The organism is Arthrobacter jinronghuae (assembly GCF_025244825.1).
Lineage (GTDB): Bacteria > Actinomycetota > Actinomycetes > Actinomycetales > Micrococcaceae > Arthrobacter_B > Arthrobacter_B jinronghuae.
The window spans coordinates 2,977,992-2,995,120 of the sequence record NZ_CP104263.1; the positions used below are offsets into that span (position 1 = coordinate 2,977,992).

The following is a 17,129-nucleotide window of genomic DNA, read 5'->3' on the forward strand; positions in this document are numbered from 1 at the left end:
CCTAGACCACTGCGTTGTCCCGGGCCGGGTGCCCGGGACAACCCCTTTTCTTCCTTGGAAGGCTCCCCACTTTGAAACCCTCCACCCGCAGACGCCTGTTCCGGGGCGTCCTGTACGCCGTTTTCGTCATCGCGCTGGTAGCCGTAGTGCTGGCTGCCGATTGGGAAGCCATCGGCGAGAACTTCTTCGACGCCGAGGTGGCCCGTGAGGCCTTCCCCACCATCATCACGGTGGCGGTCAAGAACACGATTATCTATACCGTCATCGCTTTCGCCGGCGGGCTCCTCCTGGGCCTGCTGCTGGCGCTGATGAAGCTTTCCCCGGTAGCGCCGTACCGCTGGGCCGCCACGGCCTACATCGAACTTTTCCGCGGACTCCCTGCACTGCTGGTGATCTTCGGTTTCGCTTTCGCCGTGCCGATCGCTTTTGACTGGCGCCCGCCGGGAGGCAGCGCAGGCGCAGGACTCCTGGCCCTGATCATTGTCTCCGGTGCCTACATTGCTGAGACCATCCGTGCCGGAATCCAGGCCGTTCCCTCCGGCCAGGCCGAGGCTGCCCGGTCGCTGGGCATGGGTCCGGCCTGGACCATGATTTCCGTGACCCTGCCCCAGGCTTTCCGGATCATCACGCCGCCGCTGACCAACGAACTGGTCATCCTGATCAAAGACACCTCGCTGCTCTTCATTGCCGGCATGGCCCTGCAGGACCGCGAGCTGACCACCTTCGCACGCGACTCCGTCTCGCAGACAGCGAACGCCACACCGCTGGTGCTCGCCGCCCTGATGTACCTGATCATTACGCTGCCGCTGACCCAGTTGGTGGCAAAGCTTGAACGACACAACCAGAGAGGCAGGTAGCAGCCATGAGCGTTCCCAACACCAACGCCCCTGCCATCGAGGTCCGCAACCTCCACAAGTCCTTCGGAAGCAACGAGGTGCTGAAGGGCATCGACTTCCATGTAGACCAGGGCGAAGTGGTCTGCGTGATCGGTCCGTCCGGTTCCGGCAAGTCCACCCTGCTGCGCTGCGTCAACCGCCTGGAGGAGCCCACCAGCGGCACCGTCCTGGTGGAGGGCGTTGACATTACCCATCCCGACACGGACCTGGACAAGGTACGCACCCGGATCGGCATGGTCTTCCAGCAGTTCAACCTCTTCCCGCACCTGAACGTGCTGCGCAACCTGACCCTGGCGCAGCGCCGGGCGAAGAAGCGCGGCCAGGAGGAAGCCTCCAAGGTAGCCCTGAAGAACCTCGCCAAGGTGGGCCTGGAGGACCGTGCCACGGCATTCCCCGCCCAGCTCTCCGGCGGCCAGCAGCAGCGTGTGGCCATTGCCCGTGCACTGTCCATGGATCCGGACATGATGCTGTTCGACGAGCCCACCAGCGCGCTGGACCCGGAACTCGTGGGCGACGTGCTCGCCGTCATGCGCCAGCTTGCCGAGGAAGGCATGACCATGATGGTGGTGACCCACGAGATGGGCTTTGCCCGTGAAGTAGGCGACCGCGTTGTCTTCATGGACGGCGGTGTCGTAGTGGAGCAGGGACGTCCCGAGGACGTCCTGGGCAACCCGCAGCACGAACGCACCCGGGCGTTCCTCTCGAAGGTTCTCTAAAAGGTTCTTCCCAGCAAAAACAGCCCTTCCGGCTTTGTCCGGAAGGGCTGTTTTCGTGGAATCACCGCTCCTATACGGGCTCCGGCGCTAGATCGGCTGCACGGGACCGGACCAGGTCAATGAAGGCCCTCGACCGACGGGACAGCCGCCGCCGGCCGGACCAGGCGATGTCCGCACGCTCCAGCGGCGGTCGGAGCCGCCGGGTTATCCCGGGCCCGGTGGCCAAGACGGAAGCAGCACACCCGCCGGCGCGGCCTGCACCTCTAAGGTGCAACCGGTCCGGCGCTTCATTCAGCCCAGCGCGAGTCCATGTTCTTCCAGCGCCTGCGCTATGAGCCGCAGCGCTTTCGGACCCATGCCGTGCAACGAAGCGAGTTCCGCCTGCGGGACACCGGCCAGCTTCCGAAGTGAGTCATAGCCTGCCTCGGTCAGGGCACTGGTAGCCGGCGCCCCGATCTTCGGTAAGGCATCGAGCGGCGTAGCCATGCGGCGACGCTACGCTTCACCCGGGCGGGCGTAAAGGTGAACCTACTAGCCCCGCACCGCTGCCGCCACTGCCGACTGCACCTGCTGGTGCAGGTCCCGCAGCGTTTCCCTGGCCGTGTGTACTTCCAGCACCGACCGTCCGTGAACCGGTTCGGCCAGCGCCGCTTCAAGTTCATCGGCAGAGCTGGCCACTTGGTGCCGGACACCGTAGCCTCGGCACAGCCCGGCCAGGTCGGCACGGTGCGGTGTCCCGAAGAAGCGTTCCACCAAGGCCGTGTATCGCGGGTCCTCCCCTAGTGCACCGTGTTCGAGGACAGAGAAAATGCCTCCGCCGCCGTCGTTCAGCACGATCATCTGCAGGTCGGGCTCGTCCTCCCCGTCTCCCAGGAGAAGAGCACCGGCGTCGTGCAGGAACGTGAGGTCACCCAGCAGCAGCCGGGTGGGAATGCCGTTCGCCAGCGCAATGCCCGTAGCGGTGGAAATGGTCCCGTCGATCCCCGCCAGACCCCGGTTGGCGTAGACATCCAGCGGATGCCAGCCCGGAGAGGCCACCAGGTCCATGTCCCGGATGACGTTGGAGGAACCGAGCACCAGGTTGGCGTCTGCGGCGTCCCACACCAGATCGGCGACGTGCAGGCCAGTGAGGCGAGGCTGCTGTTCCAGCAGGTTGTTCAGCGTGTTCAGTGCCGCTTCCGAGGCAGTCCGCCACTGCTCAAGCCAGCCGGGCGCACCGGTTCCGGCGAACTCGAAGAGTCCGGGAATGTCGCTGATGATGGTTTCCGGACGCCGCCCCTGGGTAAACCAGTTCACCGGCCGGGGCAGGTAAAGCGCCTTTTCGACGTCGGTACGGGCCAGCAGCGCGGCCACCGGACGGGACAGCGTGGGCCGGCCGAACACCACCACGCGTTCGATCAGTGGACCCAGTTCCGGCAGCAGCAGCCGGTACGCACCCACTGCGTTGGGACCGAAGCGGGCGTTGGAGGACGGTTCGGCCAGCAGCGGCAGCCCCGCACGCAGGGCGAAGAGCGCAGCGAGCTCCCCGGCGCCGTCGCCCGCTACCACCACTGTGCGGTGAACGCCGGGAATCGGTGGATGGGAGGCCGGGACGCGGTCCTCTGCCGGAACTGCGGAGGAGGCGGGCAAAGCCTCCGGGACGGAGCCGGATTCGAGGAACAAGGGGTCGGTTTCGCCGGGGGTCAGCGGATCCCGGAACTGGAGGTTCACGTGCACCGGTCCAACTGGAATTCCGTGGCCGAGTCGGGCCAGAGCTGCGGAAATGGCTTCAGCGGGATCGGTGCCGGCCGCCACGTCTGCAGCCGTCACCGGGTAGTGGGCAAAGATTCCCGGCTGCACGGTGGTCTGGTTGGCGCCCGTGCCGTGCAGCTCGGCCGGCCTGTCCGCGGAGAGGACCACCAGCGGGACACCGGCATGGTGGGCTTCCATCACGGCCGGCATTAATTCGCCGACGGCGGTGCCCGACGTCGTCACGACGGCTGCGGGACGGCGGCCGCCGCGCGCCAGGCCCAGCGCGGTGAAGCCGGCAACCCGTTCGTCGATCCGGACGTGCACCCGCATCCGGCCCTGCAGTTCCGCTTCCGCCAACGCGTAGGCGAGCGGTGCGCTGCGCGATCCCGGGGCCAGAACGACGTCGCGCACTCCGGCGGAGGCCAGGGCTGCGACGGCGGAGCGGGCTGCCTGCAGGGACGTCAGGTCCGCGGAAGACTGGGCGGGGGCGTTCGAGGATCCGGTCACCCTTCCATCCTAGGGTTAGCTGCCGGGGCAGGTGTCTACGGCGTCCGGAGCCTAATGGCGCGGCACAGCCAGCAGCCCATGCACCCGCTCCAGCCGGTCCAGCCACCACTGACGGCGCTCCGGCGGTGCGGCAAACCGTTCGAGCAGTTCCTCGGACACCGGCACGTCCCGCACGGCCAGGGCACCGCCGTCGGGCACCAGCGATTCTTCCGTCACGTCCCCGGCCATCAGCGACAACGTACCCAGCCCGCAGGCGTAGGGCAGTTCGGGCAGCGCCGCGGCCAGTGCCACTCCGGTACGGATCCCCACGGAGGTGTCGATGGCGGAGCTCACCACGGCCGGCAGTCCGGCCTGCGCCACGATCTCCACGGCGCGGCGCACCCCGCCCAACGGGGCCGCCTTGATGACGATCAGGTCCGCAGCGTCTTCCCGGGCGACCTTCAGCGGATCGCTTTCCTTTCGCACACTTTCATCAGCGGCGATCAGTACGGGAACCCCGCGCCGGCGCAGCTCGGTCCGGACGGCGCGCAGGCCGTCGATACCCGCCACGGGCTGTTCGGCATATTCGAGCCCGGCCTCGGCCAGCAGGGTCAGCGTGTCGACGGCGGTGCGCACGTCCCAGCCCGCGTTGGCATCCACCCGGATACCGGCGTCGGGCAGCAGACGGCGTACCTCGGCCACCCGGGCCAGGTCCTGAAGCGGAGACTGGCCGGCTTCGGCCACTTTGACCTTCACGGCAGGGACGTTTCCGAACCGGGCGAGCACGCCCTCCACCTGATCCACCGCCACGGCGGGGACCGTGCCGTTCACCGGGATGGACTTCCGCACCGCTTCGGGATAGCCCTGCCAGGCCGCTTCCACGGCGGAGGCGAGCCAAGGTGAGGCCTCTGCGTCGGAATATTCCGGGAACGGGGCAAACTCGCCCCAACCGGCCGGCCCCTCGATCAGCAGGGCTTCGCGGTGCAGGATGCCGCGGAACTTCACCCGCATGGGGATGGAAACCACGCGGGCTCCGGCGAGGAGGGCAGACAGGTCAGGGGTGTTCGGCACCCTGCCAGCCTACGCTTGACCCTCACCGGCTGCCCGCTTCGGGTCGAACAGGTAAGGACCAGCATGATGTGGCAATCTGGATGCAATGGATACTCGCAACTTGCTGGCACAGCGCGCCCGTGCCGAACGACCGGCTGCGCATAATCCGGCGCTCTTTCTTTTCGCAGCCCTCCTCTGCGCTGCCGGCGTTGCCGCAACGTATTGGTTCTTCGTCCGCACCACCACCGGCCAGCTCGCCGATGAGTCCGCTTTCCAGGAAGCGGAGCTGATTGCACCGGCCACTGAACGGCCGGTGATCGCGTTCCTGGACGAGCTGCCGCTGATCTCCGTCTTCATCGCCGTGATCGTGGTGGTGTTTGTATCCATCCTGCGGCACCGGATTTCACCGGCGGTGATTGCCCTCGGCACTTTCGGAGCAGCAAATGTCAGCAGCCAGCTGTTGAAACGGACCGTGCTGGACCGGCCGGACCGCGGGGTGGTGACCCTGGATTTCAACTCGCTGCCGTCCGGCCACACCACGCTGGCCGCCTCTGCAGCCGCGGCGGTCTTCCTGCTCGCCTCGCCGCGCTGGCGGCCCTTGGCTGCACTCTTCGGCGGCAGTTACGCCGTGCTCGCGGGCGCCGCCACCTTCCTCAACCTCTGGCACCGGCCGGCCGACGTCGTGGCCTCGCTCCTGGTGGTGGCCGCCTGGACACTGGTCGGCGGCCTGGTGATGATGCGGACCAACCCGGACTGGAACCGCTGGCCGGCCAAGGGAACGGCGAAAGGAGCGGCGAAAGCGATTGCCGTCATCTGCGCTGTGCCGGGCGTGCTCGCCACGGCTGCCAGCCTGGGACTGTACTTCTATGCCCGCTGGGACCCCACCGCGGTGAGCACGTCCGCGCCGCTGTACTTCTGGGCGGGACTGACCCTGATAGTGGGCGTCGGCTACCTTGTCAGCGCCCTCGCCTGCTGGCTGTTCAACCAGCAGGCCGGAGACCCCGCACGCCGGTAACGGGCAGCAGGGCGTTAGAGGCTAGCGGGCCGCTCCGGCTGTAACCGGATTGCCTGCGGCCTTCCGCCCCGGAACCCAGATCCAGAGCACGACGGCGCCCAGCAGTCCCAGGACGGCAGTGGCCCCGATTCCTGCCGAGAGCGACACGAGGGCAGTCACTCCGGAAAGGATGCCGGGGCCGCCCATGGTCCCGATGTCCGCCAGCAGCCGCCAGATGCCCAGGAACTGCGGGCGTCCGGGCGAGGGCGAGAAGTCCGCACCGAGAGTCATGACGATTCCGGAGCCAATGCCGTTGCCGAACCCGATCAGCAGTGCAGCCAGCAGCAGTCCGGTTGCCTCGGAAGCCAGCGGCAGCAGCCCGAGGCCCAGCCCCATGATCAGCATGCAGGGCACCGCCACCGAACGCCGTCCCCAGGTGTCCATGGCCTTACCCGCGGGATAGAAGATCAGCATGTCGATGGCACCGGAGAGCCCATAGATCAGCGCCGTGGCGGTGGGGTCCAGGCCGATGTGCTGGCCCCAGAGCGGAATAACTGCCTGCCGCGTCGCACGGACAGCGGCGATCAGCAGCACCCCGATGCCGATGGTCCGGAAGATCCGTGCATGGCTTCGCAGGATGGACCGCACGGTGGGCGCAGGGCCGGCGTCGACCTTGGACTCCCGCCCCGCTCCGCGCTTCCCGGAACGGACAGTAAGATCCGGCACCTGGAGGCTGATGATCCCGGCACCGACGGCGGCTGCGGCACCCACCCAGTACGCCCCGGTGGTGCCGAAGAAGTGGATTGCGCCGGCAGCTGCGAAGGGGCCGATGAAGACGCCGATCCGGTTCACCCCGCCGAGCGTGGACAGGGCCCGTGCCCGGAAGTGCACCGGTACGGCTTCCGTCAGATAGCTCTGCCGGGCCAGCCCGAAGACCGAGCCCGCCATCCCGACCATAAAGACGGCCAGGGCGAAAACCGCCAGCACAGGGACAAGAGCGGCAAGGACCATCGCCAGCGCGCACCAGGCCGAGGCAGCCACAAGCGCCCATTTCTCCCCGAAACGCGTGGTCACAATGGTGGCAGGCACATTCGTCAGGAGTGAACCGACGCCGGTAAGGGTGATGACCAGCGCGGCGAGGGCAACGGTGGCACCCAGGCCGCGGGCGCTGAGCGCGATGACCGGCAGGATGGCTCCGGTCGCCAGCCCGTAAAGCAGGGTGGGCCCGTAGGCCGGGATAGCTATTTTACGAAGGCTGAAATCGTCCGCTGGCACGGCCCCAGACTATCCCCAAACCGGTTCCGGTCCGGTCGGTGATTAGTGCTTGAGCCACTTCCACCGGGCAAGGGTCCGCAGGCGGGTGAGCAGCGCCCGGGACTGGTCCGGCCCGTACGGCAGGATGGGAATTGCCTTCGTCATGTCCACCGATGCCTGGTCCATGGCGCTGCGGGTGACGGCGACGGCGGTGCGCATCTTGTTCATTTGAGTGGTCACGAAATCCACGGTGACGGGCTTTCCGTGCCCGGGAACGAAGACCGTGTACAGGTCCTCGAGTGCCGAGATTTTCCCCAGCGTGCGGATCCAGTCCTTGGGGAAGGAGTCCTCGAAGGCCGGATCAGCGCCCTGTTCGACGAGATCGCCGGTGAAGAGCACGTCCCCGGCTCCCACCAGCAGGTCATGGTCCGTATGGCCTCGTCCGAGATGGAACAGGGTCACGGAGATGCCGCCCAGGTCCAGGTCCACCGGTGCGTCCTCCACCAGCTTCGTGGGTTCGGCAATTTCCGTGTTTTCGCCCATGGCTGCAGCCATTTCGGGTTCGGCGTCGGCGGCCTGCGGGCGGTGGCTGTTGCCGTTTTCACGGATGCTGGCGGCGCATCCGGCGGTACCCCAGATATCCTCCACGCCGTTGGCGAGCATCAGGGCGTTGCCGAAGTAGTGGTCGAAGTGGGCATGCGTGTTCACTGCCGTGAGCGGCAGGTCAGTCAGCGTCCGGGCGGCGTCGTAGATCTCCTGCGCCATCCCGGGGCCTGCTCCGGTATCGATCAGCAGTGCCCGATCGTCCCCGATCACCAGCCCGGTGTTGACGGCAAAGGCAGCATTGGCGCGCACCCAGACCCGGGGCGCGACCTCCTGCCAGCCACGCTGGGTGGGGACGTGCTGCTGCGGTGTTTCTGTCATGTCAGCTTTCCTTTTCGCCGGCTCGGTTTCCAACCTATCGCGGGTGGTTGTCTGCGGCACGTATTACAGGTCCGCCAGCACGCGGCCCGGATTTTCGACGGCGTCGGCAACGTAGAGCAGGAAGCCGCCGGCGGTCGCGCCGTCGCAGACGCGGTGGTCGAACACCAGGGTCAACTGGGTGACCATCCGGACCGCGAGCCGTCCGGAAACCACCCACGGTTTTTCAATGATGCGTCCCACGCCGAGGATGGCCGACTCGGGGTAGTTGATGATGGCAGCGCTGCCGTCCACCCCGTAGACACCGTAGTTGTTGAGCGTGAACGTGCCCGAGGAAAGTTCGGCGGGGGTTGCGCGGCCGGCCTGGGCGGCAGAGGTGAGACGCCGGATCTCCGCGTCCAGTTCCCGAGTGGACAGGGTGTCCGCCCGCCGAACCGAGGGAACCATCAACCCGCGCTCAGCCTGCACTGCGATGCCCAGGTTCACGCCGTCGTAGGCATCAATCACGGCCTGTTGTTCTTCCTTCCCCTTGCCCGTGTCATCCCGTGCCTTGTCCCTCGATCCCGTGCCGATCCCCTCCCCTGCAGGCACAAACCGGGTGTTTAGTTCCGGGAACCGGGTAAGTCCGGCCAACGTGAAACGGGCCAGGAAAGCCAGCAGCGACGGTGTGTCCTCCCGCTGCCGGGAAAGGTCCGCGCGCAGATCCATCAGGGCCGTGGCATCCACGTCCACCCACACGGTTGCCTCGGGGATCAGGCTGCGGCTGCGGCTCAGGTTTGCGGCGATGGTGCGCCGAAGGCCGCGAACCGGTGTGCGCGAGGTGACGGTGAGCCCTGTCCTCGCATCTGATGCGGCGTCGGATGCCCCGGTTCCGCGGGCATTCCATCGGGCCGCCGTTTCTTCGGCGGTGACTTCCTCCACCCCGGCGGGAGCCGCGGCCGCGTGCTCCGCCGCAGCGGGAGCCGCGGCCGCGTGCTCCGCCGCAGCGGGAGCCATGGCGGCTTCGACATCGCGGCGCAGGATCAACCCGTCGGGGCCGCTGCCGGCCACGTCCGCCAGCTTCAAACCGGCATCACGGGCCAGGCGCCGGACCAGAGGGGATACACAGCGCGGAGCTTCCGTCCGAGCGGAGGGGTCGGCAACCTGGGCAGCAGCCTGGGCATGGCCGGCAGCTTGGCCGGCAACCTGGCCGGCAACCTGGCCGGCAACCTGGCCGGCAGCTTGGGCAGCAGCTTGGCCGGCAGCCTGGGCGGCAGCCTGGGCGGCAGCCTGGGCGGCAGCCTGGGCGGCAGCTTGGGCGGTACCCGCCCCAGCAGCCGCGCCCATCCGCCGCCGAGGCCCACGGGTGCGCCGCGGGGACTGCCCGCCGGCCGGGGTTCCGTAGCCGATGAGTACGTTTCCGGACCCTGCCTTCTCTTCCTCCCGGTAGGCCTCCCCCGCCGTGGCCTCCCCCGCTGCGGTCTCACCGGCGCTTTCCGCAGCCGCTACTGCTTCGGCCGCTTCCGCCGGTCCCACGGCCGCCGCGGGTGCCATCGTTTCCCCGGTTCCCGCAGCTGTCATTCCGGCGGCCGGGCCGGCCCCAACCGTGGCCACAGCAGCGGTCTCCACCGAGATCAACGGATGCCCGACATCGACGCTCTCGCCGGCCCGGCCATGCAGCTGTGCCACGCGGCCCGCAAAGGGGGACGGAACTTCCACCAGGGACTTTGCCGTTTCCACTTCGGCAACAGGCTGGTCCACCACAACCGTGTCCCCCACGGCCACGAGCCAGCTGACGAGTTCAGCCTCGGTCAGGCCCTCACCCAGATCCGGGAGCAGAAAGGTGCGCACACTCATCGGGGATCCTCCGAAGCAGAAGTTCCGGCACCCGCGCCGGAACCGGGAGGCTCCTCCCACTGCAGCTCATCCACGGCGTCCAGGATGCGGTCCACGCCGGGCAGGAACCAGTGTTCCAGCTTCGGGGCCGGATACGGCACATCGAAGCCGGTCACCCGCAGCACCGGTGCGGCGAGGGAATGGAAGCAGCGTTCCTGGATGCGGGCCACGATTTCCGACGCCACCGAGGCAAATCCCGGTGCTTCGGAAATGACCACTGCCCGTCCGGTGCGCCGGACGGACGCGTCGACCGCGGCGTCGTCGTACGGAACAATCGAGCGCAGGTCGATGACCTCCAGGGACCGACCCTCGGCTTCGGCGGCTGCCGCTGCAGCCAGCGCCGTCGACACTGACGGCCCGTAAGCCACCAGCGTTGCGTCCGTTCCGGTGCGCGCCACAGCTGCTGTCCCGATACCGCCCGGAACCTGCCGGCCTGTGCGCAGTGCTTCATCGGCGGCTCGGCGCAGGACAGCCAGGTCCACTGTTTCCTTGCTCCAGTAGAGCTTCTTCGGTTCCAGGAAAACCACCGGATCTTTTAGCCGGATCGCGTCGCGCAGCAGCGTGTAGGCATCGGCTACGGTTGCCGGCGCGACGACGGTCAGGCCGGGCGTGTGCGCGTAATAGGCCTCGGAGGAATCGCTGTGGTGTTCCACCCCGCCGATCCCGCCCGCATACGGAATGCGGATCACCAGCGGAAGTTTCACCTTTCCCTTGGTCCGGTTGGACATCTTCGCCACGTGGCTGACCACCTGCTCGAACGCTGGGTAGGCGAAGGCGTCGAACTGCATCTCCACTACCGGACGCAGACCGTTCATCGCCATGCCCACGGCCATTCCCATGATCCCGGATTCGGCCAGCGGAGTGTCGAAGCAGCGGTCGGTTCCGAACCGCGCAGTCAGCCCGTCGGTGATCCGGAAGACCCCGCCGAGCGGGCCCACATCCTCGCCGAAGACCACGACCGTCGGGTCGGCGGCCATTTCGTCGGCGAGCGCGGCGTTGAGCGCCTTGGCGAAGGTCAGGGTTTCCGGTCCGGATTCGCTCCCTGCATCGGCGATCTCCCGTGCCTGGGGCGGAGTGTCCGTTGGAGTTGCTGCCATGGTGCTGCCTTTCGGGTCAGGAGGTGTCACCGCGAAGCGCCGGGATCTGCGGGGTTCCCGGTGCCGTCCGGATCTCCGGCTGCGTTGCGGACAAGCGCATCGCGTTCTTCCTCGTCCCGTTGCAGTTCGCCGCGCAGCAACTCGGACTGCTCCGCCAGCTGCGGAGTGCGCCGGGTATAGACGTGTTCAAACAGCGCCAGCGGGTCCGGTTCGACGTCGGCATTCAGGCCCTCGCGCATGGCTGCCGCGAGCGCTTCGGCAGCCGCTGCCAGTTCATCCTCACGGGCGTCATCGAGCAGCCCGCGGCCGCGCAGGTAGGAACGGGTCCTGGCCAGCGGGTCCCGGGGCAACCAGTCCTGCACTTCTTCCGCCGAACGGTACCGGGTGGCGTCGTCCGCGTTGGTGTGGGCCTGCATGCGGTAGGTATGCGCTTCCACAAGTGCCGGTCCGCCGCCTTCGCGTGCCCGCAGCACTGCCGCACCCAGGACGGAGAGGAGGGCGGCGACGTCGTTCCCGTCCACCCGCTCCCCCGGCATGCCGTATCCGATGGCTTTGTGCGCCAGCGACGGCGCCACGGACTGGTTTTTCAGCGGTACCGAGATGGCGTATTCGTTGTTCTGGATGAAGAACACCACGGGTACGTGGAACACGGCGGCAAAGTTGAGCGCTTCGTGGAAGTCGCCCTCGCTGGTGGCACCGTCGCCGCACAGGGCAAGCACCACGGTGTCCTCCCCCTTGAGCTTCGCGGCGTGCGCGACGCCGACGGCGTGCAGCAGCTGGGTGGCCAGCGGTGTGGCCTGCGGGGCCACCCGGTGCTCGTACGGGTCATAGCCGCTGTGCCAGTCTCCGCGCAGCAGGGTCAGCACCTGCAGCGGGTCCACTCCGCGGGACATCACGGCAACACTGTCCCGGTACGTGGGAAACAGCCAGTCCTGCGTTTGGAGCACGGCAGCGGCGGCTACCTGGCAGGCTTCCTGCCCGTGCGAGGAAGGGTAGACGGCCAGCCGCCCCTGACGCACCAGGGCGTTGGCCTGGTCATTGATCCGCCGGCCCGCCACCAGACGGGCATAGGCATCCAGCAGCATGTCATCGGCGGGCATCGCGTACCGGGAATCCTGACGGGCTGCGCCGCCGGCATCCAGCAGTTGGACGGGGACGTCCGAGGGCAACAGGGCATCCGTGCTCCCGGAACCGCTTTCGGCGCCAAAGGAAGCCTGCCGGGTCCTGCCGGTAGAGATGGTCATCGCGAGCCTCCGTCCGCAGCACCGCGGCATCTTTGCACACGGAACTTCTGTCTTGCCAGTATGCTTTCGGCCGTTGAATCGTTACCAGCATTCCCCGAAATCTTGGACGCCAGCGCTCTGCGGGAGTAATCTGATGGACACCTTGCAAATGTGACGCAGATTACTTGGGGAGAGCGTGGACATTATGACTACAACGCAGGTGCAGCCGCTGGATGACATTGACCGGAAGATCCTGGCCGTCCTGCGGTCCGACGGCAGGGCATCGTTTACCGCCGTCGCGCAGGAAGTCCATATCTCCCGGGCACACGCCTACTCGCGGATTGCCCGACTCACGGAGTCCGGAGTCCTCAGCCGATTCACGGCGCTGGTGGATCCGGAGAAGGCCGGTCTGGGCTCTTCGGCGTATGTAACGCTGAAGGTCCGCCAGCACGCCTGGCGGGAATTGAAGGACCGGCTCAGCGAGGTGCCGGAGATCCACCACATCGCCCTGGTGGGCGGCTCGTTCGACGTGATTGTGCTGGTCCGCGCCGAGGACAACGTCCACCTGCGCAGGGTCATCTTCGACCAGTTGCAGTCCATGCCGGGTGTCCTCGACACGCAGACCTTCCTGGTGTTCGAGGAACGCGACACCCGCTGACAGCGCAGCAGGGAAAGTTACAGCGCAGCAGCGGAAGCAAAAAAACAGGGCCCGCAACTGCAGGCCCTGCTTTTTACGTCTGCTTTTTATGTCTGCCCGGACGGTTCATTCGATCCAGGCAGCTTCCTTGGTCCAGGCATTCATTCAGCCCAGTCCAGTCCGGCAGGTCAGTTTTCGTCGTGGCCCTGGTCGGTGCTCATCTGGTCCTCTGCCGGAGGGGTCTCTCCCGGAGGAACGCCGCCGCCGGGCTCGAGGCCGGTGATGTTGCCGTCCAGCGGATCAGGATTGGTGCTTCCGGCCTTTGCCTCGCTGTGGGCGTGGTTGCCGGTGCCCTCCTGCGTATTCGAGCCCTTTTGCGCGTCCTTGGGCTTATCCGGGTTCGCCGGGTCATTGTTCGGGTTATAGCTGTCGGCCATGTTCCGCCTCCTCGGTGTCTCAGGGTTCTCTAGCGCCGGCAAGCACCTGTTGTAAGCATGCTTACGAGTTAGTTCCAACCTAGTCCGGTGTCCGCCGCATCACAAGCCGGCCCCGGACGGTCACCCCTGGAAAACGGGCCTGCGCTTGGCCAGGAAGGCGTTGAACCCTTCCGCATAGTCGGGAGTTCGGCTGAGCTTTTCCTGCACAGTGTTCTCGGCATCCAGCGCTTCCCAGAAACCCAGCCGCCGGTCCCTGATCTGTGCCACGAGTTCCCGGGACGCCGTGAAGGCCTGGGTGGGTCCGGACGCGACGCGCACTGCCGTGGCACGGGTGCGGTCCAGCAGTTCGGCGGGGTCCATGGCACGGCTGAACAGCCCGCCGGCTACGGCCTCCGCACCGCTCATCAGATCCGCCGTGTAGATCAGGTCCAGGGTGCGGTGCGGCCCCAGCCGTTCCGTGAACAGCCAGTGCCCGCCCGAATCCAGTGCCGCACCCAGGTTCGCGAACGGCGAACCGACCTTCGCGTCCGTTGCCACATAAACGACGTCGGTGGCCACCAGCAATCCGAGCCCCACTCCCAGACACGCACCCTGGGCAGCAGCGAATGTCGGCGCCGGAAAGGCGGTCATCTTCTGCAGCAGCGGCAGCAGGTCATCCACGAGGTAGCCGCGCGCGTCGTCGTGTTCCGGGGAGACGGTGGAAAGGTCCCGCCCTGCACAAAAGCTCCGGCCCTCTCCCCGCAGCAGCAGTGCCCGCACTCCGGCGGCAGCGGCGTCGTCGTATGCCTGTCCCAGTTCCGCCAGGGCGGGACCGTCCAAGGCATTGAGTTTCTGCGGGGCGTTCAGGACCACTTCGGCCACGCCGTCGGAGATGGTCAGGTCGATCATCGGGTGCTCCTAGGCGTCGTAGTCAACGGTCACTTCCGGGCTGGTGGGGCGGCTCTGGCAGGTCAGCACGTAGCCGCGCTCCAGTTCCTCCGGTTCGAGCGCATAGTTCTCCTCCATGTCCACGGTGCCGGAGACCAGCTTCGCCCGGCAGGTTCCGCAGACGCCGCCGGCGCAGGCGAAGGGCACATCCGGACGGACGCGAAGGGCGGCGTTGAGCACGGATTCGCGGGCGTGCACCGGGCTCGCCACCTTGCCCTGCAGCCCGTCCAGCCGGAAAGTGATCTCGAAGTTCTCCCCTGAACTGTCGGGGAGAACCGGACGACCGGCGGAGCCTTCCGGCCGGTCGGGACGTCCGGTGGTGAAGAGTTCGAAACGCACCTTAGCCGGGTCGACGCCGCGTTCGGCGAGCGCGTCGCGGCACAGCTGCACCAGGTCGAACGGGCCGCAGAGGAACCATTCATCCACCGCTGCGGCCGGCAGCACCGAGTCGATCAGGGTGGTGAGTTTCCCGGCGTCGAGCCGTCCGCTGAGCAGCGGCGAAATCCGCTGTTCGCGGGAGAGGACGTGATGCAGGGCGAACCGGGACGGGTAGCGGTCCTTTAGGTCCGCCAGTTCCTCCAGGAACATCACGTCCATGGCCGCCTTATTGGCGTAGACCAGGTCAAAGCGCGTGGTGTCGGAGGAAGCCAGCACGGTGCGGGCGATCGCGATGACCGGGGTGATGCCGGACCCTGCGGCTACGGCGGCAAACACCTGCCCGTGCACGGATTCCAGGCCGCGTTGGCCCGGGGCGTGCCGGGAGATGAAGCTGCCGGCCGGGCTCATAACGTCCAGTACGTCACCGGCCCTCAAATGCTCGTTCACCCAGGAGGAAAACAGGCCGCCCAGGTCCCGCTTGACGGCCACCCGCAGTTCGCCGGGCTTCGGCTCGGCGCAGATGGAGTAGCTGCGCCTCAGTTCCGTGCCATCCAGGACAGTGCGGAGGGCAACGTACTGTCCCGGCAGATAGGCGTAGGCCTCCACCAGCTCGGACGGTACGTCGAAGGTGACCTCAACGGCGTCGCCGGTCAATCGGCGTACGGCGGCAACGGTCAGTGGATGGAAGGCACCGCGGCGGGGCGGCGCTTCGGGAAGGGCGGTCATGGTTTCAGAGCACCTTGAAGTAGTCGAACGGTTCCCGGCAGTCGCCGCACACCCACAGCGCCTTGCAGGAGGTGGATCCGAACCGGGTCAGCTCACGGGTATTCAGGGACGAACACTGGGGGCATTTCACGCTCAGGCCCACCCGGACGGGACCGACGGCGGCCCGGCCCGACGGCGGCGCGATGCCGTAGGCGTCCAGCTTCGCTTTGCCTGCACTGCTCATCCAGTCGGTGGTCCATGCCGGAGCCAGCTCGAGGGAGACCTGGACCCTGGGATAGCCGGCAGCACCCAGGGCTGCGGTGACGTCCTGCCGGATGGCGTCCATGGCAGGACATCCGGAATAGGTGGGGGTGATGGCCACCTGCACCTGCGCGTCGGTGACCTCCACCCGCCGGAGCACGCCCAGGTCCTCGATGGTGAGTACGGGGATTTCGGGGTCGCAGACCGTGGCGGCGACGTCCCAGGCCGCTGCCGCGGCGGGGTCCGCCGGGCGCAGGGAGGATTCCATCAGGCTCACCACGATGCACCGGGATGTTCGCGGGCCAGCACCTGCATCTCTGCCAGCAGATAACCCAGATGTTCGCTGTGCTGTCCGCGCCGGCCGCCGCCGGGAGCGGGCTGTATCACGGGCAGATCCAGTTCCGCCTGGCGGAGTATGGCGGCAATGTGGCCGTCAAAGGCAGGCTTCAGGGACGAGGGCAGAACCGCCCGGCTTCCGAGCGAGACCACGAGCTCGTCGTCGTCGAACAGCTCGGCCACGTACGGCCAGGTCAGTTCGAGCGCACGGATCATCCGGCGTCGGGATTCGTCCGTGCCCAGGCCCAGCCGGAGCACCCACTGGGCGCTGTGGTCCCGGTGGTAATCCACTTCCTTGACCGCTTTCGCCGCAATCGCCGAAAGGGTGGGATCGGTGGAATGCTGCAGCGCGCCGTACAGCTCGAACTGGTAGAAGGACACCACCAGCTGCCGGGCAATGGTCCGGGCAAAATCGCCGTTGGGCTGTTCCACCAGGTGCACGGAGCGGAATTCGGTTTCCTGCCGCCAGTACGCGAGATCATCCTCGGTGCGGCCGTCAGCACTGCCGGCATAACTGAGGAAGGAGCGGGCATGCCCGATCAGGTCGAGGGCAATGTTCCCCAGCGCCACGTCCTCTTCCAGTTCCGGTGCCCGCGATATCCACCAGCCGAGCCGCTGGGCCAGCACCAGCGCGTCGTCGCCCAGGCGCAGGGCATAGGCGGCGGTATCCGGTTCTGCACGCGTTCCGGCGGCGGCAATGTCCTCCGGCCGCAGGGCGTTGCCCGGAGTAATCCGGGTGGCGCTGTCTGAACTCACAGGTGCTTCACCCCTTCCGACTTGGTGTAGTAGATGGCGTGGCGGTAATCCTTGCCCTGCGGGGATTCGAAGAACTGCCCCTTGGCATCGGGATCGCTGGCAATGATGGCCGACGCCGGCACCACCCAGAGCGAAACACCCTCGTTGCGCCGGGTGTACAGATCCCTGGCGTTGCGCACTGCCATGTCCGCGTCCGGTGCATGAAGCGAACCGGCATGCACGTGGGACAGGCCGCGGGAGGAGCGGACAAACACTTCCCAGAGCGGCCAGCCCGCCGCGGGGGTCGGCGCGGGGGTCGGCGCGGGGACCGGCGCGGGGACCGGCGCGGGGGTCGGCGCGGGGGTCGGCGCGGGGGTCGCCGCGGGGGTTGACGTTCCGGGAGTCGCCGTGGCCGGACCCGCCGGCTCCGCGCCGGCGTCGTTGACTGTGGCCGGCTTCGATCCCGCGTC

At 67.4% G+C, this 17,129-nt stretch carries 18 protein-coding genes; 4 read left to right on the forward strand and 14 right to left on the reverse strand.

Annotated features, from left to right (window positions below; all coding sequences use genetic code 11):
* Positions 1 to 71: 71 nt before the first annotated feature.
* Positions 72 to 857, forward strand: coding sequence for an amino acid ABC transporter permease (locus tag N2K98_RS13975; RefSeq protein WP_152271435.1), 786 nt, complete (start codon positions 72 to 74; stop codon positions 855 to 857).
* Between the two features lie 5 nt (positions 858 to 862).
* On the forward strand, positions 863 to 1,612 hold the full coding sequence (locus N2K98_RS13980; protein WP_229950183.1) for an amino acid ABC transporter ATP-binding protein: 750 nt from the start codon (positions 863 to 865) through the stop codon (positions 1,610 to 1,612).
* Positions 1,613 to 1,903: 291 nt separating this feature from the next.
* On the opposite strand, the gene N2K98_RS13985 is transcribed toward N2K98_RS13980, so the two are convergent.
* The 3 genes from N2K98_RS13985 to N2K98_RS13995 are packed head-to-tail and all read right to left on the reverse strand — an operon-like array spanning position 1,904 to position 4,900.
* Positions 1,904 to 2,098 carry a helix-hairpin-helix domain-containing protein gene (locus N2K98_RS13985; RefSeq protein ID WP_255796906.1) on the reverse strand — a complete coding sequence of 65 codons (195 nt, stop codon included), beginning with the start codon at positions 2,096 to 2,098 and terminating at the stop codon, positions 1,904 to 1,906.
* Positions 2,099 to 2,143: 45 nt separating this feature from the next.
* On the reverse strand, positions 2,144 to 3,850 hold the full coding sequence (menD, locus tag N2K98_RS13990) for a 2-succinyl-5-enolpyruvyl-6-hydroxy-3-cyclohexene-1-carboxylic-acid synthase (RefSeq protein WP_255864961.1): 1,707 nt from the start codon (positions 3,848 to 3,850) through the stop codon (positions 2,144 to 2,146).
* A 51-nt stretch (positions 3,851 to 3,901) separates the two neighbouring features.
* Positions 3,902 to 4,900 carry an o-succinylbenzoate synthase gene (locus N2K98_RS13995; RefSeq protein ID WP_255864960.1) on the reverse strand — a complete coding sequence of 333 codons (999 nt, stop codon included), beginning with the start codon at positions 4,898 to 4,900 and terminating at the stop codon, positions 3,902 to 3,904.
* Between the two features lie 85 nt (positions 4,901 to 4,985).
* Here N2K98_RS13995 and N2K98_RS14000 point away from each other — a divergent pair, with 85 nt between their 5' ends.
* Complete coding sequence (locus tag N2K98_RS14000) at positions 4,986 to 5,894, forward strand: phosphatase PAP2 family protein (RefSeq protein WP_255864959.1); 909 nt, start codon at positions 4,986 to 4,988, stop codon at positions 5,892 to 5,894.
* A 21-nt stretch (positions 5,895 to 5,915) separates the two neighbouring features.
* Here the strand turns inward: N2K98_RS14000 and N2K98_RS14005 are convergent, their stop codons facing one another.
* The 5 genes from N2K98_RS14005 to pdhA all read right to left on the reverse strand — a co-directional run bounded on the left by N2K98_RS14005 (position 5,916) and on the right by pdhA (position 12,264).
* On the reverse strand, positions 5,916 to 7,148 hold the full coding sequence (locus tag N2K98_RS14005; RefSeq protein WP_255864958.1) for an MFS transporter: 1,233 nt from the start codon (positions 7,146 to 7,148) through the stop codon (positions 5,916 to 5,918).
* Between the two features lie 42 nt (positions 7,149 to 7,190).
* Positions 7,191 to 8,051 carry an MBL fold metallo-hydrolase gene (locus N2K98_RS14010; RefSeq protein ID WP_255864957.1) on the reverse strand — a complete coding sequence of 287 codons (861 nt, stop codon included), beginning with the start codon at positions 8,049 to 8,051 and terminating at the stop codon, positions 7,191 to 7,193.
* Positions 8,052 to 8,114: 63 nt separating this feature from the next.
* On the reverse strand, positions 8,115 to 9,884 hold the full coding sequence (locus tag N2K98_RS14015; RefSeq protein ID WP_255864956.1) for a dihydrolipoamide acetyltransferase family protein: 1,770 nt from the start codon (positions 9,882 to 9,884) through the stop codon (positions 8,115 to 8,117).
* On the reverse strand, positions 9,881 to 11,020 hold the full coding sequence (locus N2K98_RS14020) for an alpha-ketoacid dehydrogenase subunit beta (protein WP_255864955.1): 1,140 nt from the start codon (positions 11,018 to 11,020) through the stop codon (positions 9,881 to 9,883). Before N2K98_RS14020 ends, N2K98_RS14015 begins: the two co-directional genes overlap by 4 nt.
* 26 nt (positions 11,021 to 11,046) lie before the next feature.
* The gene (gene pdhA, locus N2K98_RS14025; RefSeq protein ID WP_255864954.1) at positions 11,047 to 12,264 is read right to left on the reverse strand and encodes a pyruvate dehydrogenase (acetyl-transferring) E1 component subunit alpha; all 1,218 of its coding nucleotides are present in this window, start codon (positions 12,262 to 12,264) and stop codon (positions 11,047 to 11,049) included.
* 184 nt (positions 12,265 to 12,448) lie between these two features.
* Here pdhA and N2K98_RS14030 point away from each other — a divergent pair, with 184 nt between their 5' ends.
* Complete coding sequence (locus N2K98_RS14030; RefSeq protein WP_255796898.1) at positions 12,449 to 12,901, forward strand: Lrp/AsnC family transcriptional regulator; 453 nt, start codon at positions 12,449 to 12,451, stop codon at positions 12,899 to 12,901.
* Positions 12,902 to 13,068: 167 nt separating this feature from the next.
* On the opposite strand, the gene N2K98_RS14035 is transcribed toward N2K98_RS14030, so the two are convergent.
* The 6 genes from N2K98_RS14035 to paaB form a co-directional block, all read right to left on the reverse strand.
* Entirely contained in the window at positions 13,069 to 13,317 is a 249-nt protein-coding gene (locus N2K98_RS14035; RefSeq protein ID WP_229950199.1) for a DUF6480 family protein, read from the reverse strand.
* 120 nt (positions 13,318 to 13,437) lie between these two features.
* Positions 13,438 to 14,205 (reverse strand): enoyl-CoA hydratase/isomerase family protein, encoded by a 768-nt coding sequence (locus N2K98_RS14040; RefSeq protein WP_255864953.1) that lies wholly within the window; start codon positions 14,203 to 14,205, stop codon positions 13,438 to 13,440.
* Positions 14,206 to 14,214: 9 nt separating this feature from the next.
* Entirely contained in the window at positions 14,215 to 15,348 is a 1,134-nt protein-coding gene (gene paaE / locus N2K98_RS14045; RefSeq protein ID WP_255864952.1) for a 1,2-phenylacetyl-CoA epoxidase subunit PaaE, read from the reverse strand.
* Positions 15,349 to 15,352: 4 nt separating this feature from the next.
* Positions 15,353 to 15,856 carry a 1,2-phenylacetyl-CoA epoxidase subunit PaaD gene (gene paaD / locus N2K98_RS14050; RefSeq protein WP_255864951.1) on the reverse strand — a complete coding sequence of 168 codons (504 nt, stop codon included), beginning with the start codon at positions 15,854 to 15,856 and terminating at the stop codon, positions 15,353 to 15,355.
* 5 nt (positions 15,857 to 15,861) lie between these two features.
* The gene (paaC, locus tag N2K98_RS14055) at positions 15,862 to 16,680 is read right to left on the reverse strand and encodes a 1,2-phenylacetyl-CoA epoxidase subunit PaaC (RefSeq protein WP_255864949.1); all 819 of its coding nucleotides are present in this window, start codon (positions 16,678 to 16,680) and stop codon (positions 15,862 to 15,864) included.
* On the reverse strand, positions 16,677 to 16,934 hold the full coding sequence (gene paaB, locus N2K98_RS14060; protein ID WP_255865021.1) for a 1,2-phenylacetyl-CoA epoxidase subunit PaaB: 258 nt from the start codon (positions 16,932 to 16,934) through the stop codon (positions 16,677 to 16,679). Before paaB ends, paaC begins: the two co-directional genes overlap by 4 nt.
* Positions 16,935 to 17,129 lie beyond the last annotated feature (195 nt).